Raw genomic sequence first — 17,327 nt, 5'->3', positions numbered from 1 at the left:
CTGCTTGATTGGTTGGTCTGTCCGCTTCATGGCGGGCTGGCCTGCCAAAAATAAATTACTATTCAAAATAGGTAGCCGCAATGGGCTGCCTATTTTTCTCGTTTTAAAATGATGCTAATGAAAAAGATTTTTTCTCTTGGGTTATTATTGTTGCTTTGCTGCAAGGTTATTGCACAAAATGAGCCAAACGATTGTGTAAATGCAATCACGGTGTGTGGAAACGGTGCCTTTTCTTCTAATGCCCAAGGTATAGGAGATGTACAGGAAGTGTCGTCATGCGGAGGACTTGAGCATAATTCTTTATGGCTTAAGATTAATATTGTACAGGCCGGAACATTAGGTTTTAACCTGATACCGGATGATCCCAGTACTTCTGTGGACTACGACTTTTGGGTTTTTGGGCCTAATGCATCTTGTGGTTCTTTAGGTAGTGCCTTGCGTTGTTCTACAACCAACCCGGATGCAGCAAATTTAAATAGCAATCATACCGGTATGAATGGCTCTACACTGGCTACACAGGGTGGCCCGGGTGGTCTTGGAACGGGATATGTGAGGTGGTTAACCGTTTCGCCGGGACAATCGTATTATATAGCTATAGATAGGCCGGAAGGTGAAGGAGGCTTCACTTTAGAGTGGATCGGTTCTGCAATGGCAGGTACAGGTGCATTTGAGGAGCCGCCGTTAGCAAATAATATTGAAGAAGTAAGAACGTGTAGTACTGCACCGAATATCGGAATTTTTGATTTAGGATCTTTAAGGTCTCAAATTAATGCAGATACGACTGGAAATACAATAAATTTTTTCTCGACATTGGCTAATGCGGTAGATAACATATCTCCTTTAAGTGATATTATATCGAATACTGTTAATCCGCAACAGATTTACGCCAGAGTTACAAATAATACTACCGGATGTTTTACCACTACCGATTTTTTACTGAGGGTTTATCCTGTACCGGATGTAGATATTAGTGCGCCTCCTGCTATTTGCGAAGGAGATAATACAACAATAACTTTTACAGGAACGCCAAATGCAAACTTTCATTATACAATTAACGGAGGACCTGCTCAGGCCGCAGTACTTGATGCGTCAGGATCTTTCGCGCTCAATCAGGTTATAACAGCAACTACCACCTATGCATTAGTAGACGTCAATATAACCAATTCTAATAATGAGGTTATATGCAGTCAGACGCTAAGTGATAGTGTCACCGTTACTATTTCACAGGTTGGCGATGTAACAGTTACAACAAACTCTCCACTTTGCGGAACAGGGACAGGTATATTTACTTTTACAGGACCACCCAATGCTACTGTAGAGTATACTGTTCAGGGGATAACCGGTACTCAAAGTACTGTGCTTAATGCGTCGGGGGAAAGTACAATTAGCATTTTAGGGCTTACTGCAAACACAAACTATTCTCTTGTAAGCGTAACAAACAGTACAGATCCTTTTTGTTCCAAACCTTTAACGGCAACAGGTACAATAGTTGTAAACTCTCCGCCACAAATAACAAATCCACAGTCTATGCGCCAGTGTGCAGCAGGATTGGGAATTTTTGATTTAGAAAGCAATAATCCGGTTATTTCCGGAGGAAATTCAACGTATACTATTACATATCATTTAACTGAAGTTGAAGCACAGCAGGATATAAATGCTTTAACTTCTCCATATCAGAGTATTTCTAATAATCAGTTGGTGTATGTAAGAGTTGAATCAGCTCAGGGTTCTGTTTGTGTAGGTTACACAACGCTTACCTTGATGACGGTTACCGCCCCGACCATAGTTGAGCCTACCGCGTTAGAAGCATGCGAAGTTGACAATGCAGGTTTTGCCACTTTTGATCTGACCCAAAGAAATGCTGAAGTGCTAAACGGTCAGTCGGGATTAACCATTACATGGTACCCAACATTGAGTGATGCACAGCTAAATGTAAATGCCATCCCGGACCCATCGAGCCATTACAGCAACTCGACAGTGGTATATGCAGGTGTAGTACAGGAAGGCACCACAACAGGCTGCCGCAGCATAGTACCGCTGACACTGATAGTACATCCACGCCCGGCAGTACCGGTTGTAAGCCAGCTTACCCTGTGTGATGACAACAATTCACCGGACGGTATAGAAGAATTTGACTTAACCTTGAATGACGATGCCGCAAGGGGCGGGGATGCGAGCCTTACGGTTCAGTATTACCTTACCCAGGCAGACGCACAAAACAATACCAGCCCGATAACAACACCGCAGACCTATCCAAATGCAACCCCTAACCAGCAGACAATCTGGGTAGGGGTAGCAACAACCTTTGGCTGCCGCAGTGTATCTTCATTTACCATTTTAGTAAACCCGCTACCGGTATTAAGCACCGACCCTGCAGACTTTATTGCTACCGAGTGTGAAGAACTGCCTGGCGAGGCTGATTTTGACCTTGATGAAATTGCAACAGCGGTAACGGCAGGCTCCGCGAGCTATGTAGTGTATTTCTACCAGACCCAGGCCCAGGCACTGGCCGGTGGCGCTGATTTTGAACCGGGCCCAACCTACCTTTCGGGCGATGCCGATATCTGGGCCAGGGTAATTAACCCTACCACGAACTGCGTAAGGGTAGCCCGTGTGGAACTAAATGTCATCCCTGCACCAATTGCGACCACCCCTGCGCCCATTGCAGAGTGTGATGACAACAACGACGGCTTTGCAAGGTTTAACCTTGTACCTACAATGCAGGCTATTGAGGCTGCTATTGCCGATGTAACGGTAAGTGCCTTTGAGACCCAGAGCGATGCCGACCTAAATGTAAATGCGATACCGTCGCCCGGGGCTTATGACAATATCGTAGCAGGTACCCAGACCCTGTACCTAAGGGTACAGTCGGACCTTACGGACTGCTATGATACGGTAACCCTTGTGCTGATTGTAAACCCAAGGCCTGATGCCCACAGCCCTGCGCAGCCTTATGCGCTGTGTGATGACGGTACCAGCGATAGTGATGGCATAGCCCATTTTAACCTGAACAGCCAGAGTGCTGAGATACTTGCAGGCTTAGACCCTGCGCAGTACACAGTAGACTATTACACCGACGCTGCAGCTACACCGGCCGGGCTTATCGGTACACCGGGCAACTACCCATCGGCAAGTGCCACGGTATATGCCAGGGTAACCAATACAGCCACAGGCTGTTTCTATATCGTACCGGTACGCCTGGTGGTGAATGCCCTTCCGGTGCTTATCACCAATGAGTACAGCTACTCGCTGTGTGATACCACACTGCCGGCCAACAAAGAGACCTTTGACCTTACCACTACCATAGATAAATTCATCACCGATGAAAACCTTAACGGAGTAAAGGTAAGCTTCCATACCACCCTTGCCGATGCGCAAGGGAACACCAATGCCCTTACCGACCAACAGGCACAGGCGTATGAGAACACTAGCCAGGTACAGAGCCTTTATGTGCGCTTTACGGTAACCACTACAGGCTGCTTCAGGCTTGGCTACCTTGATATCAGGGTAGAGCCGCAGCCGGTACTTACCCTTCCCTCACAGGATGAGCTAACGGTATGTGATACCGATGGCAACGGTATCGGTGAGTTTAACCTTGAAGCCTTAAAAGAGGGCCTTGCCAATGGTGATGCAAGCCTTGTGATTACCTTCCACCTAACGGCGGAAGAAGCACTATCGGGGGCCAACCCGATCGGTAATACGACCGACTACAGGAATGACCACCCGGGCACACAAACCCTTTGGGTAAGGGCAGTGAGTGGTACCACAGGCTGCTTTAACACCACGCCATTCCCGGTTACCCTTATAGTAACCCCTGCACCGCAGGCACCAAAGCTACAGGATATCACCCTTTGTGATGATACCGACAACAATGGGCAGGACGGGGCGCTAAGGACAGACCTTACAGTATATGAAACACAGATAAAAGAAGCAGTAGCCCCTGTGGAAGTAACCATCACCTATTACCTGTCACAGGCTGATTCCGATGCCGGTAGTAACGGTATTGCCAGCCCTGCAAGGCATATTGCCAGGGATGGGCAGGTGATCTGGGTAAGGGTAGAGAATACCGCAGGCTGCTATAGCCTTACGAGCTTCACCATCCATATCAACAAGCCACACCAGTTGGTAACCCCAACACCCCTTGCCGTATGTAACGAGGCATTGCCAAATGACGGTATTGCGGAGTTTAACCTTACACAAAAAGACGATGAGATACTGGGCCCTGATGGGGTAGGCATGGACTACGTTGTAGACTACTTTACCACCGACCCAAAAACAGACAGCACCGCCGTGGCAATCGCTGACCCTAAGGCGTATGTAAATACAGACAGCAATGGAGCAGCCCAAAACCCAAGAACGATCTGGGTAAGGGTAACCACCACCCAAGGGTGTGTTAGCTATACCACCCTAACCATAAGGGTGCTTCCGCTACCTGTACCCAACTTTAACCCAGCCCCACTTGAGGTATGCGACCAGGATACTACAGAGGTAGGCAGTGAGCCCTTTGACCTGACCCTTGCACAGGATGATATCCGCAACAACGGTACTAACTACCTGTTCAGCTATTATACCACAGAAGAGGATGCCCAGGCAGGCACCAATGCGATACCTGACCCAACCAGCCACAACAGTGCCAGTGGCAGTGTATGGGTAAGGGTTGAGGCCAATACCAATAACCCATCTGATTTGAGGTGCTTCCAGATAGTGGAGCTTGAACTAATAGTGAACCCACTGCCACCGATAGCCGACCTTGCCGACTATGGTATCTGTAACGACACCCCTGCATCCCCGACAGCCTTTAACCTGAAGGAGTATGTAGAGACAGCCCTTGGCGGTAATACAGGTACCATTTACACTATAGGCTACTTTAGCGATGCAGCCCTTACCACACGTGCCACGCCAATAACAGGGTATGTAGTAACAGGCAGTGCAACGGTATACATAGAAGTAGTGAACAACGACACAGGGTGCAGGATCGTAAAAGAGCTTGAGCTTATCGTAGAGCAGCAGGCAGTAGCCAACCCTGTGGCAGACCCTGCGGCGGTATGTGATACCGACGACCAGAATGACGGCAGGGCCTCAGGATGGGATTTAACCCTACTTGCACCTGAAGTACTTGGCGCTCAGGACCCGGCTGTGTTCCTTGTAAGCTATTACGATATTGACCCGTCTACAGTACCTGCACCGCAACCGATACAAGACCCTGAAAACTATACCAACCAGACTCCGGAGAGCCAGGTGATCTGGATCGTAGTAACCAACAGCGATACGGTACAGGACACTCCATGCAGTGCCACCACTACGGTAACCCTAAGGGTAGAGCGCAGGGCAGAGCCTGTTATCACCACAGCAGATGGCAGCGATACAGTATGTATCGAATGGGGGGCAAGCGAAGGCGAGCTGGAACTTAACAGTGGTGTAGTACCAAACGGGCACACCTATCTTTGGTACAAAGACGGGGTACTGCTAACCGATAGTGATGACTCAGGAAGCTACATCGCCAAAACAGGCGGCGTATACACCGTAGTAGTAACGGGCCCTGCGCCACTGGAATGTGTGTCGGATGAATCGGCAGGCTTTACGGTAATCGAATCAGGGCAGGCATCAGCAATAGGCCAGGGGTACTATGTAACCAACTACTTTAGCGATAACCAGACCATAACGGTAACCATAGAAGGAAACGGGGAGTACACCTACCAGCTGGATAACGGCCCAAGGCAGGAATCTCCGGTATTCACCAATGTATCCCCGGGCTACCACACGGTTACGGTATGGGATGAGAAAACAGATTTTCCATGCCAGGAGCTGGTCTTAAATGGAGTAAGCATTGTAGACTACCCTAACTTCTTTACCCCTAACGGTGATGGTTTCCATGACACGTGGAACATCATAGGCTTAAGCGGTACAGGATCGGTGATCTATATCTTTGACCGCTACGGCAAGCTTATCAAACAGATAAGCCCGGACCTTGAGAGCAGCGGATGGGACGGAACACTAAACGGTACCCCGGTACCGGCAACGGACTACTGGTTCACCGTTACCTACCCTGAGTTTGATGGCACCACAACGGTAACCAAAGAATTTAAATCGCATTTCTCACTGAAGAGATAAACAAATAGAAAACCATAATAACTAAGAACCCCGGACAGCGAAAGCTGCCCGGGGTTTGTTTTTATAAGTAATGTAAAAGTTAAAACGGCAGAAAAAAAGTTTAAAGAAATTGTTACAGTTTGTGCCTAGCCCTGATAGAGGCGGCATCCTGCCCGGCAGAGCCAAAGGGCAGATACAGCCGATAGCAGGAAATAGCTTTAAATAAATACGCTTAGATTGGGCTTCTTAAAGTACTATTTTAAACCTCTTCGAGCAGAGATAAAATTTCAGTTATAGAAAATTTGGCACCACAAATAAATTCATCTGCTGCTCCATAGTAAATGGTAAGTTCATCGCCTTTAACAATATGACCGTTTGTAAACACAACAAAGCCAAAAAAGCCACTTAGTTCGTATGTTTCGGTTGGAACCATAATAGGAGTAACCGTCCTGGATATAACTTTTGAAGGATCATTTAAATCCATTAGAAATGCACCCAGGCAATATTGATTTTCTTTGTTGGCACCATGGTAAATTTCCAACCATCCTTGTTCTGTTTTAATGGGGGCTGCCCCGGCACCAACCCGTGCACTATCCCAAAGTGCTGAACGGGTTTTAACGATGCACTGATGATTTCCCCAATGTAAACCGTCAAACGACTCGGCAATCCAAATATAGTTACCGCCAATTTTGGGGCTGCTCGGACGGTGCAAGGCATAATATTTGCCGTTTATCAACTCTTCAAAAATAGCACAGTCTTTATTATGGGGAGGAAAAATAAGACCTTTAAAATCGTACGATTTCCAGTCTTTGGTTGTTCTTAAACCAACGCCCACACCATTTTCTGATACGGCGGTATATGTTAAATGGTAAGTGCCATCAATCTCTGCTACACGGCAATCTTCAATACCAAATTGCTCCAAATAGTCTTTACCCGATACAATATCATATCCTTCAGGTTCGGTAAATTGTATGCCATCATCACTACAAACCAATCGCAAATGTGATAAAGTAGTAAGATAATCTGAACCTTTATAGTTTATTACTCTCGCATCATTAGCTATAAGGTCAGGATCGTTAAGGGAGACTTCCAGTATTTTTGTTTTTCCTTCTGCATTGGTAACCGGAAAGCATATAAATCCTTCTTTTTCCGGAATGTTTTCGGCTACCCTAACTAATAGCCACGTTTTCCCCTGATAGGTAAATACCCCTGGATTTAAAAGGCAAATAACCTGCATCTTACTATTGCTGGGTTTTAAATCTTTTGGTACCAAAATAGGGTTCTGCGGAAAACGATGTGCTATATCTTTCATAACTATATAATTATGCATTTAAAGTTACTATGATTTTTAACTGCATAGCGAAACACTAAAGCTAAAGTACTCTTAAATTTATCCTTCGTCTGCCATTACACTTTAAATTTACACATATTGGCATGTTAACTGACATTTTAACTGTTACAGTATATGTTATACTGATAATGCAGCTTTGGCACAATTTTTATACATTTAATACTACTTCACAACGAAATAAAAGAAAGGAATTTATCATGTTAAAATGGATAGATATAGTAAAGTTTGCCGGTAGCGGTATCCCTATACCGGAACGCAGAGTAGAAAAGACTGATAAAGAGTGGCAGGCTTTATTGAGTCCGGAAGAATTCAGGATTACAAGGCTTAAAGGTACCGAGCGTGCGCATAGCTCTGAAATGTGTTCTTTATTCGAACCTGGAAAATATGCCTGTGTTTGTTGCGGTACTTTATTATTTGATGGTGATGAAAAATTTGAAAGTGGTACAGGTTGGCCATCGTTTACACAGCCGGTTACAGATAACGCTGTGGCATATCATAAAGATATAAGCTACGGTATGGTTAGGATAGAGGCACTTTGCAATACCTGCGATGCACATTTGGGGCATGTATTTCCTGATGGGCCAAAACCTAGCGGACTTAGGTATTGCATGAACGCTGTTTCATTAAAAAAAGTTGAGAGCAACGAAAAGAAAATAACTTTTGGCGGTGGCTGTTTTTGGTGTACAGAGGCAGTGTTTACATTGCTTAAAGGTGTTACCAAAGTTGAAAGTGGATATAGTGGTGGGAAAATTGATAATCCCACGTACAGAGAAGTTTCCAGCGGTATGACCGGACATGCGGAAGTAATTGAAATTGCTTACAATCCTGAAGAGATATCTTTTGAAGATTTGCTTAGTATACATTTAAGTACTCACAATCCTACGACCCTTAATAAACAGGGCGCGGACATGGGAACACAATACAGGAGTGTGATTTTTTATCGTACCGAAGATGAAAAAGCTGCTGCCCAAAGTGTAATTGATGAAGTACAGCGGGCATATGATGAGCGTATTGTGACTGAGCTAATACCATTCGAGCAGTTTTATAAAGCGGAAGAATACCATCAGGATTATTATAAAAATAATAGTGAAGCGGGTTACTGCCAGGCTGTGATAGACCCTAAGCTTAAAAAGTTCAAACAGCTTTTTAAAGATAAATTAAAAGATGTATCAAACATTGAGGGATAAAATATGATTAAAAGAACCGGATTTGGGGGAGGATGTCATTGGTGTACCGAAGCAGTATTTTCTGCTTTAAAAGGTGTTGTATCGGTACAGCAGGGATGGATTGCGTCAGATTCGGAAAACAAATCGTTTTCTGAAGGTGTTATTGTTGACTATGATACTGAGCGAATATCGCTGAATGTACTTATAGCGGTGCATTTGCATACACATAGCAGTACTGCATCTCATTCTATGAGAGAAAAATACCGTTCGGCTGTTTACATATTTAATGAAGAGGACGCGCAATTGGCTAAAGAGGCTATACATGTTTTACAAACGGACTTTGATAAACTTATAATAACCCAGGTATTGCCCTATGCCGATTTCACGCTGAATAGGGAAGATTCTCTGAATTATTATTTCAGCGATCCCGAAAGGCCATTTTGTGAGAACTATATTAATCCGAAGTTGAAACTGTTGTTAAATCAATTTTCGGATGTTACCGATACAAGGAAATTGCAACACCTGCAAAATCCCGACTAATTACAATGCGGCATGAGCCGTAAATCCTGCATACAAGCACTAAAGCGTGTATGCTTTTATATTATGAATACAAATAAAAACACTGCGTACTCTATATTAGAACTGGCTTTTATATCAAGCGGCAGTACTATTCCGGATACGTTTAAGAACAGCCTTGACCTTGCTCAAAAGGCGGAAGAGATGGGTTTTAACCGATTTTGGCTTGCAGAACACCATAACACTATAAGTATAGCCAGTTCGGCAACATCTGTGCTCATTGGGTACATAGCAGGCGGGACAAAGACAATACGTGTAGGATCAGGCGGGATTATGCTTCCTAATCATTCTCCACTAATTGTTTCAGAGCAATTTGGTACGCTAGGGGGACTCTATCCTAACCGTATCGATCTTGGACTTGGAAGAGCTCCCGGAACCGACCAGGTTACGGCACATGCTATCAGGTCTGACAGGATGAAATCTGTGCATAATTTTGGTGGAGAGATTGAGGAGATACAGGAATATTTTTCTGTAGATAACTATATGGCGCAGGTTAGGGCTACAGTTGCCGAAGGTGTAAATGTACCCCTATACATATTGGGTTCTAGTACCGATAGTGCCCACCTCGCTGCAAAACTGGGATTACCATATGTTTTTGCCAGTCATTTTGCTACATCGCTGCTTCATGAAGCACTTGAAATATACAGAAGGGAGTTTCAGCCATCAGAATATTTAGATAAGCCTTACACTATTGCAGGGATAAATGTTATTGCTGCTGATACTGATGCTGAAGCAGAAGAAAACTTTACATCGTTAATACGTATGTTTCTTGGCGTACTGACAGGTAAAAGAGAACACCTGCAGCCACCAGAACCAATGTCTGACGATTACATGATGGTACAACATAACCCTGCTGTACGCGATATGCTTAAATACTCATTTGTGGGAAGAAAAGAAGCTGTAAAGAAAGAGGTTGAGAAATTCCTTCAGCAAACAGGTGTAGACGAACTTATGGTTGTATCTAACATCTACGGGCATGATGATAGGGTGAAATCATACAGGATATTCTCAGAGATAATGAACGAGATAAACGCTGATAAAGCATAATATGAGTAAAAGCCTCATCGGTAAGACGATGAGGCTTTTTTAGTACTGACTATGAAATTATATCTTCTCGCTAAGGTATGCAGTAACTTCTGCAAGCCTGTTGGCAAATCCCCATTCGTTATCATACCATGTAGCAACCGATAACAAGTTACCTTCTTTAACCGTAAGCGGTAAATCTATTATAGATGAGTGCGGATCTGCAACAATACGTGCAGATGTCCATTCTTCTTCTAATACATCTAAGACACCTTTAAGCTGTCCTTCGCTTGCTGCTCTTCTAAATGCATCGTTAACTTCCTGTACTGTACAATCTTTTTCGGTTACAAGGTTAAGTTCAGCGATACTTCCTGTACGTGTAGGTACCCTGTATGCTTTACCTGTAATTTTTAAGTCTTTCCAGATAAACTGGAGTGCCCTTGCAGCTCCGGAAGACGAAGGAATAATATTTTCTGCCGCTGCCCAAGAATCACGCCTGTCTTTCATTGGCTGATCGGTAAGCGACTGTGTATTTGTATACGAGTGTACCGTTGAAAATAGTCCGTACTGAATACCGAAATTTTCAAGGATTACCTTAACTACCGAAGCTAATGCATTTGTAGTACAGCTACCCATACTGATGATCTTATGGTTTTCAGGATCAAAGGTTTCAAGGTTGATTCCTTTTAAAAGTACTGCGTCGCAATCGGCTAACGATTTGCTTGGCGCACTTATCAATACGTGTTTAGCACCTTTGTCTAAATGCAATTGTGCACCGGCTCTTGTAGAGCTAAGTCCTGTACAGTCTACCACAAAATCAATTTCCAGTTCACTCCAGTTCGGAATTTCTTTAGATGAATTAAGGTAGGTTATATTTTTATCGCCAATTGTAAAGCTTTCGCCTTCGGCAGATACACTTTCGCTATAACGTCCGTAATTGGTATCTACACTAAACAGAGCAGCCAGTGTTTTTATATCTTTAATATCTGCAATGTACTCCGGTACAAATAATTTGTTGGTAAGTGCTACGCGTAGAAACTGCCTGCCTATGCGGCCGAATCCGTATAATGCTATTTTAGCCATATTATTTAATTTTTTGGATTTGTTACTATTAGGTGTTTTTTAGTTTGTAACGGTGTTCGCCTTTTAACACCAGTTCTTTATTTTGGTTGTATACCGTTGCGCGGGTTACCACGGTACCTGTATTGCCTTCGTCTATAAGCTCAACAATTTCAATAGCCGGGTAAAGCGTATCACCTGAGTGAACTTCTTTTAAAAATTCACACGATAGCGATGTAAAGGCTATAAACACATCGCCTATATAGTGCGGAAACAAAGTTGCTCCCGGTGCTGTAAATGCCAATACCTGTAAGCCATGAACAACAGGTGCTGTGTGGCCAAAACGTTTGGCATATTCCATATCATAATGAATGGGATGGTTATCGGCTGATACAGCCTGAAAAGCAGAGGCATGAGCATCTGTTAATGTCCTGCTTGGTGCTCTGAATATATCGCCGATATTTAATTCTTTAAAAGTACGGGGCCCTACAAGCCTGAAATCTTCTTTATTGAATGCTATATTTTCCATATTCTAATGAATTGCAAGTTTTTTAATCATCTGGTCAGATATTGGGTCGGCATACATACCGTATGCGCTTAGCAATACTCCTTTAAGATTATATTTTTCTGATGTTATTCCGTAAACGATATTTTCATCGCCAGGATCTGTTTCTCCCTCAAACCTAAAAACCCACTGAATATGAAATTCATCGGGAGATAATGAAGTAGTTCCGTATACTACACAATCGTAATCAAGATTAAAATCGTGTGTAAATCCTTCTGTTCTTAGCCAGTTTAATGTTTCGGTTACAGTGTCAAATGATGGCTGTATTTTTTCCATGGTATTTGGTATTAATAGTAAACCTCATAATGTAAATATAACATTATGAGGTTAAGTAATTGATAATTAGTTATTAAGGAATTTGATGAACTCCTCATTAAATTTGTCTTTTTCTTCTATAAATGAAGCATGACCGCTTTTATCAAAAGGCACAAGGGTAGAACCTTCAATTTTTTTGTGCATGTCTTCTGCCAAAGCAAAAGCAACGATCTTGTCTTCTTTCGCATTAAAAATTAGTGTTGGCACTTTAATTTTAGGTAAGTCGCCACGAAGGTCTTCATCACGAAGTGCAATTAGGGCCTGTTCCATAGCGTATGGAGAAGATTGCATTTCGATACCGCCTAACCATGCGCCGAGACCCGGAGATACAGAAGTAGCAGATAGCGTAAATTTCTCTCCAACTGCTGCAAGTAAAGCAGGCCTGTCACTATTGTTTAGGTTAACCCATTGTGTAATATCTTCTTTAGTGAAGAATGGCAGATCATAATCGGCTTTTTTAGTATGGCAGGGTGCAGCAGCAGAAAACAAAGCCAGTTTGTTTATGTGTGCAGCGTTGTATTTTGCAACGTAGTGTAGTGCAATTGCACCGCCCATTGAGTGTCCGCCAATCGTAGCATCTTTAATATCCAGTTTGTCTAAGACAATTTTAATATCATCAGCAAACTGATCGTAGTCGTAGCTTCCGTATGGTTTGTCCGACTGTCCAAAACCACGAAGTGTAATACCTATAACCCTGTAACCTGCATTAAGCAGTGCATGATACTGATATTCCCACATAGCATCGCTTAACGGATAACCATGAATTAGCACAACAGCAGGCCCGTCTCCCATATCGGTAACATGAAGTCGTACATTCTCTGCAACTTCAATGTATTCTTTTCTGGCAGCTTTTTCACTGTTTTGCGTTGTGTTTTCTGTACTTTCCTTTTTTTCTTCTTCTTTAGATGAGCATCCGGTAAGTGTACTTGCCGCGATAAATAGGGCAAGGCCTAATGATTTGATATTTTTCATAATTTGTTTCGTTACACAGGGTAACATTTTAGGTTTTAATTAGTGATTATGAGATGTTTTCGAATTGTAATAGCCAAACGATATGCCTCTAAGTTAAGTGATTGATATTTAGTTGTTTGATTTTTGTACCGGTGTTTGTAAATTACGTTATATCGTAATTTTATGCGCCATGTGTGTTGCATTTATGATGCTTTTATTTTTGCGTGTAATATTTTTAGCCGAAATTGCAGTATTTCTAAAACAACACCTTACATGGAACAAAATACTGCTGCAACCGATGCACTGCTAAGAAATCTGCAGGAGCGTGAAAGAGAACAAGCTCTTGTATTTTCTACATGCAATGCGCTTTCTCAAATAACTGATATCGATGCGTTAAAAAGCCTGGTATGTAATGATCTTAAAGATATTCTGGGTTTTGAAGATATTATTATATGCAGTACAGACGCTGAAGAGCAGGAGTATGGTATCCGTTATCATTACTCGGACATAAATCCTGTAAAAAAGGATAACGTGTATACCGTTGAGGATGGTTTTTTTGACGCATGTATGGCATCGGCAGAAAACATACATTTTGATTTTTCCGGGTCTGCTATGAAGAAACTGGTGTTACCTGACTATATTCAGAAAACAATTACGTCCGGTAATAAACATGCGATAGGTATTGCGCTGCCAAATTTAAAACAGCAGCCTGTTGTCCTGTTATTATTTTTCAGGAAACCTGATGGGCTATCCAGGCAGTCGGTTCGTTTTCTGAAAGGGATAGGGAATCAGTTGGCGATAACACTATTAAATATCAATCGGTTTAAAGATTGGGAAAAGCAGCAGGAAGAGCTTACCGCACTTAAAAAGAAAACCGAGCAGGAAAAATTTTATGCCGCACCGAAAGTAGCGGCTGATGAAGATAGTTTCTCGGGCATTGTTGGAAAAAGCGAAGCTATGAATATTGTTTTCGACCTGATAGACAATGTAGCTTATACCGAAAGTAATGTTTTGATAATTGGCGAGACCGGTACAGGTAAAGAACTTGTTGCGGCGGCTATACATAGTAATTCGCCTTTTCATGAAAAAGAAATGATCAAGGTGAATTGTGCTGCGATACCGTCGCACCTTATAGAGAGCGAATTATTCGGGCATGAAAAGGGTAGTTTTACTGGCGCAACAGAACGCAGGATCGGTAAGTTTGAACTGGCTAACAACAGCACCATATTTCTAGACGAAATTGGCGAGTTGCCATTAGAACTCCAGGCAAAAATGCTTCGGGTATTACAGGAGAGGGAAATTGAACGTATTGGGGGCAATGGTAGCATAAAAGTGAATGTGCGGATAATTGCCGCCACAAATCGTAATTTACAAACTGAAGTTACCGAAGGCCGCTTTAGAAGTGATTTGTACTACCGACTTAACGTGTACCCTATAAGTGTTCCATCATTACGCAGCCGTATAGAAGATATGCCTTTGCTTAGCAGTCATTTTCTGAAATATCATGCGGCAAAGACAGGTAAAAAAGTCACCAAATTTTCACACAAGGCAATGGAGGGGATGATGGCTTATCCGTGGCCGGGTAATGTTAGGGAACTGGAAAATATAATTGAGAGGAATATACTACTCGCTAAAGGTGACACCATTAAAGAAATACATTTTCCCGATGCATTAGCTATTGCCGGAACTGATGATAATGAAGAATTTCACTTAAAGACTTTGCAGCAAGTTGAAAAGGAGCATATTTTAAAAGTGATCGCCAAATGTAACGGACGTATATCAGGACCTTATGGTGCAGCTATGATTCTTGATATGCCGGCTACTACACTTATATCTAAAATGCAAAAGCTCGGTATTAAAAAAGGACATACGGTAAACAAAGAATAAGTTTTATTCAGCAAATTCATCCTGATGGATTTTGCCCGATGAAAATGCCCAGTAAATCCATAAGGCTATACAGATTACTAAAGCGATATCCGGATATTGAAAAGATAATCCAAAAGCGATACAGTAGGTAGGCAGTCCGTACAGGTAATTTTTTTTAATTTTATTGATGGCTTGATCTGAAATGCCCGGGCGAAGCAGTTCTTTATTTCTTGCCGCCACATACCACAACAGATTATAGGATAAATTTATCAGTACAAAAAGACCCGTATATACAGCTACTGCTACATTTGCAGACGGACCGGTAAAAAATTTAGACAACAGGGCAGTAGGATACGACACTGCTGTAACGAAAAAAAGTGTCAGTCCGTTTGCAAAAGTAATGGCAGTATTGCGGCTGTAAATCTGCTTAAATAATTTATGGTGGTTTACCCACATTATAAAAATGCTGAAAAAAGAAATGGTAAATGCCAGAAAAGCCGGCCACTGCTCTTTTAAATATGCGCCGAGATCTATATTTCCATCTACAGATTCAGGAACATGAAGATCCAATACCAACAGTGTTATAGCAATGGCAAATATAGCATCGCTAAAACCTTCCATTCTTACGGTTTCTTTTTCCATTGTGTTTTATTATTCGTTTTCGGCTTTAAGCCATATGTCGTTATATTCTTCAGGATGTCTTTTAAACTGCGCATGTACGTATGGACATAATGGTTTAACCCTCAATGTGTTTTCTCTAACATACGTTGTCATTGTATCTAAAAGTAAATTGGCAAAACCTTTGCCTCCGGCTTCGGGGTCAACTTCGGTATGGTAAACAGTAAGAATATTTTCTTTAATGCTTACTACCATTTCACCAAGTTTTTTACCGTCTTCGTAAAGATTAAAAGCACCGTGCTTTTTTTCGTCAAGTTCCAGTTTTATATCTGTCATAATTCAAAATATTTGGTTTGATTTTTAATTAAGAGTAACCTTGTTTAATGCCGAGTTTCTTCATTTTAGAATATAATGTCTGTGCAGGCACTTTTAGCAGTTCTGCGGCACCTCCAGGGCCAAAAACTTTTCCATCGCAGGTTTTAAGAGCGTTCATAATATGGTCGCGCTCCATTTCTTCCATAGATTTTAATGTTCCTTGTGGCTCTGTCATAATCGTAGTAGCAATAACAGGAACAATACTAATATCAAACGATTCTATTTCTGTGACTTTAGCCAAAAGTACATTGCGTTCAATTAAATGTTCAAGCTCCCTTATATTTCCGGGCCAGTTATATTGCATCAATTGGTGTAGTGCAGCAGGAGCTATACCCACTACATTCTTACGTGATTTCGCAGCGTATTTTTTAAGAAAATAAAGTGCAAGTTCTTCTATATCCTGCAGTCTGTCTCGTAGCGGAGGCAGCTCTATCGGGAATACGTTAAGCCTGTAATAAAGGTCTAATCTAAAACGCCCGTCGGCAACTTCTTTTTCGAGCGAGCGATTTGTAGCAGCTACGATACGCACATTTACTTTGATGGTCTTGTCTCCGCCAAGGCGCTCTATTTCACGTTCCTGTAATACGCGTAACAACTTTACCTGAGAATCTAAGGGCAGTTCGCCAATCTCATCCAGGAAAATGGTACCGCCATCGGCTTGTTCAAATTTGCCTATACGGACTGTATTGGCTCCTGTAAATGCGCCGCGTTCATGTCCAAAAAGTTCCGATTCAATTAACGAATGGGGTAGGGCAGCACAGTTTACCGTTATTACAGGTTTCGACTTCCTGTCTGACAGGTCATGGATAGCATGTGCGATCTTTTCTTTGCCAGTGCCACTTTCTCCTAATACAAGTACAGATGTATCGGTCGGGGCAACAATGTGTATCTTTTCCAGAACTTCCATAAGTTGCTCGCTCTGGCCTATAATGCCTTCAATACGATACTGTTCGGTAGAATCGATCTGGGAAATTTCTAAATTGTGTCCGGATTGTTCTATGCTGTGCCTATAACGGGCAATATCCAGCATCACCATTAAATCTCTTTCCCTAAACGGTTTAACCATAAAGCCATAGGGTTGTGTAGCCTTTACAGCTTCCATAGTAGTTTGGTTCGTATTGGCAGAAATATATAAGAATGGCAATCGTTGCTCAACAAGTTCCCAGGCAAGGTCAATACCTGTCAGGTCGCCTTTAAGCATAATATCCAATAGCACCCAGTCCGGTTTTTTTGTTTCGATAACCTTACGTGCCTGTACTACAGAAGAGGCTATGCCAACAACCTGGTACCCGCCCTTTGTAAGCATCATTTTAAGGTCGTTTGCAACAATAAACTCGTCCTCTACAATTAAGATTTTTTCCTTCATCAGTTC

Annotated in this window: 13 protein-coding genes; 5 read left to right on the top strand and 8 right to left on the bottom strand. The window is 42.5% G+C overall.

What is annotated here, in order from left to right; all coding sequences use genetic code 11:
* Positions 1–117 precede the first annotated feature (117 nt).
* On the top strand, positions 118–6,111 hold the full coding sequence (locus ALW18_03215) for a hypothetical protein (protein ID AOE51604.1): 5,994 nt from the start codon (positions 118–120) through the stop codon (positions 6,109–6,111).
* A 238-nt stretch (positions 6,112–6,349) separates the two neighbouring features.
* On the opposite strand, the gene ALW18_03210 is transcribed toward ALW18_03215, so the two are convergent.
* A complete protein-coding gene (locus ALW18_03210; protein AOE51603.1) occupies positions 6,350–7,402 on the bottom strand; it encodes a glycosidase in 1,053 nt (350 codons plus the stop codon).
* 236 nt (positions 7,403–7,638) lie between these two features.
* On the opposite strand from ALW18_03210, the gene ALW18_03205 reads away from it, so the two are divergent.
* From ALW18_03205 to ALW18_03195, 3 genes are all read left to right on the top strand, one after another.
* On the top strand, positions 7,639–8,628 hold the full coding sequence (locus ALW18_03205) for a protein-methionine-S-oxide reductase (GenBank protein AOE54295.1): 990 nt from the start codon (positions 7,639–7,641) through the stop codon (positions 8,626–8,628).
* 3 nt (positions 8,629–8,631) lie between these two features.
* Positions 8,632–9,147 (top strand): peptide methionine sulfoxide reductase, encoded by a 516-nt coding sequence (locus ALW18_03200; GenBank protein AOE51602.1) that lies wholly within the window; start codon positions 8,632–8,634, stop codon positions 9,145–9,147.
* Positions 9,148–9,210: 63 nt separating this feature from the next.
* On the top strand, positions 9,211–10,230 hold the full coding sequence (locus ALW18_03195) for a hypothetical protein (GenBank protein ID AOE51601.1): 1,020 nt from the start codon (positions 9,211–9,213) through the stop codon (positions 10,228–10,230).
* 57 nt (positions 10,231–10,287) lie between these two features.
* Here ALW18_03195 and ALW18_03190 read toward each other — a convergent pair whose 3' ends face one another.
* From ALW18_03190 to ALW18_03175, 4 genes are all read right to left on the bottom strand, one after another.
* A complete protein-coding gene (locus ALW18_03190; GenBank protein AOE51600.1) occupies positions 10,288–11,289 on the bottom strand; it encodes a glyceraldehyde-3-phosphate dehydrogenase in 1,002 nt (333 codons plus the stop codon).
* A gap of 28 nt (positions 11,290–11,317) precedes the next feature.
* Positions 11,318–11,794, bottom strand: coding sequence for a dehydratase (locus ALW18_03185; GenBank protein ID AOE51599.1), 477 nt, complete (start codon positions 11,792–11,794; stop codon positions 11,318–11,320).
* A 3-nt stretch (positions 11,795–11,797) separates the two neighbouring features.
* Positions 11,798–12,106: a phosphoribosylpyrophosphate synthetase gene (locus ALW18_03180; protein ID AOE51598.1), complete on the bottom strand. Its 309-nt coding sequence runs from the start codon at positions 12,104–12,106 to the stop codon at positions 11,798–11,800.
* 66 nt (positions 12,107–12,172) lie between these two features.
* On the bottom strand, positions 12,173–12,937 hold the full coding sequence (locus ALW18_03175; GenBank protein ID AOE54294.1) for an alpha/beta hydrolase: 765 nt from the start codon (positions 12,935–12,937) through the stop codon (positions 12,173–12,175).
* Between the two features lie 432 nt (positions 12,938–13,369).
* On the opposite strand from ALW18_03175, the gene ALW18_03170 reads away from it, so the two are divergent.
* Entirely contained in the window at positions 13,370–14,983 is a 1,614-nt protein-coding gene (locus tag ALW18_03170; protein ID AOE51597.1) for a hypothetical protein, read from the top strand.
* Between the two features lie 3 nt (positions 14,984–14,986).
* Here the strand turns inward: ALW18_03170 and ALW18_03165 are convergent, their stop codons facing one another.
* From ALW18_03165 to ALW18_03155, 3 genes are read right to left on the bottom strand one after another with little or no spacing between them, the layout of a single operon-like run.
* Complete coding sequence (locus ALW18_03165; protein ID AOE51596.1) at positions 14,987–15,604, bottom strand: tellurium resistance protein TerC; 618 nt, start codon at positions 15,602–15,604, stop codon at positions 14,987–14,989.
* Positions 15,605–15,613: 9 nt separating this feature from the next.
* Positions 15,614–15,916 carry an acetyltransferase gene (locus ALW18_03160; GenBank protein ID AOE51595.1) on the bottom strand — a complete coding sequence of 101 codons (303 nt, stop codon included), beginning with the start codon at positions 15,914–15,916 and terminating at the stop codon, positions 15,614–15,616.
* A gap of 28 nt (positions 15,917–15,944) precedes the next feature.
* The gene (locus ALW18_03155; GenBank protein ID AOE51594.1) at positions 15,945–17,321 is read right to left on the bottom strand and encodes a Fis family transcriptional regulator; all 1,377 of its coding nucleotides are present in this window, start codon (positions 17,319–17,321) and stop codon (positions 15,945–15,947) included.
* Between the last annotated feature and the right edge of the window lie 6 nt (positions 17,322–17,327).

The organism is Flavobacterium psychrophilum (assembly GCA_001708385.1).
Taxonomy (GTDB): domain Bacteria; phylum Bacteroidota; class Bacteroidia; order Flavobacteriales; family Flavobacteriaceae; genus Flavobacterium; species Flavobacterium psychrophilum_A.
This window is presented reverse-complemented; position numbering and strand designations above follow the sequence as displayed.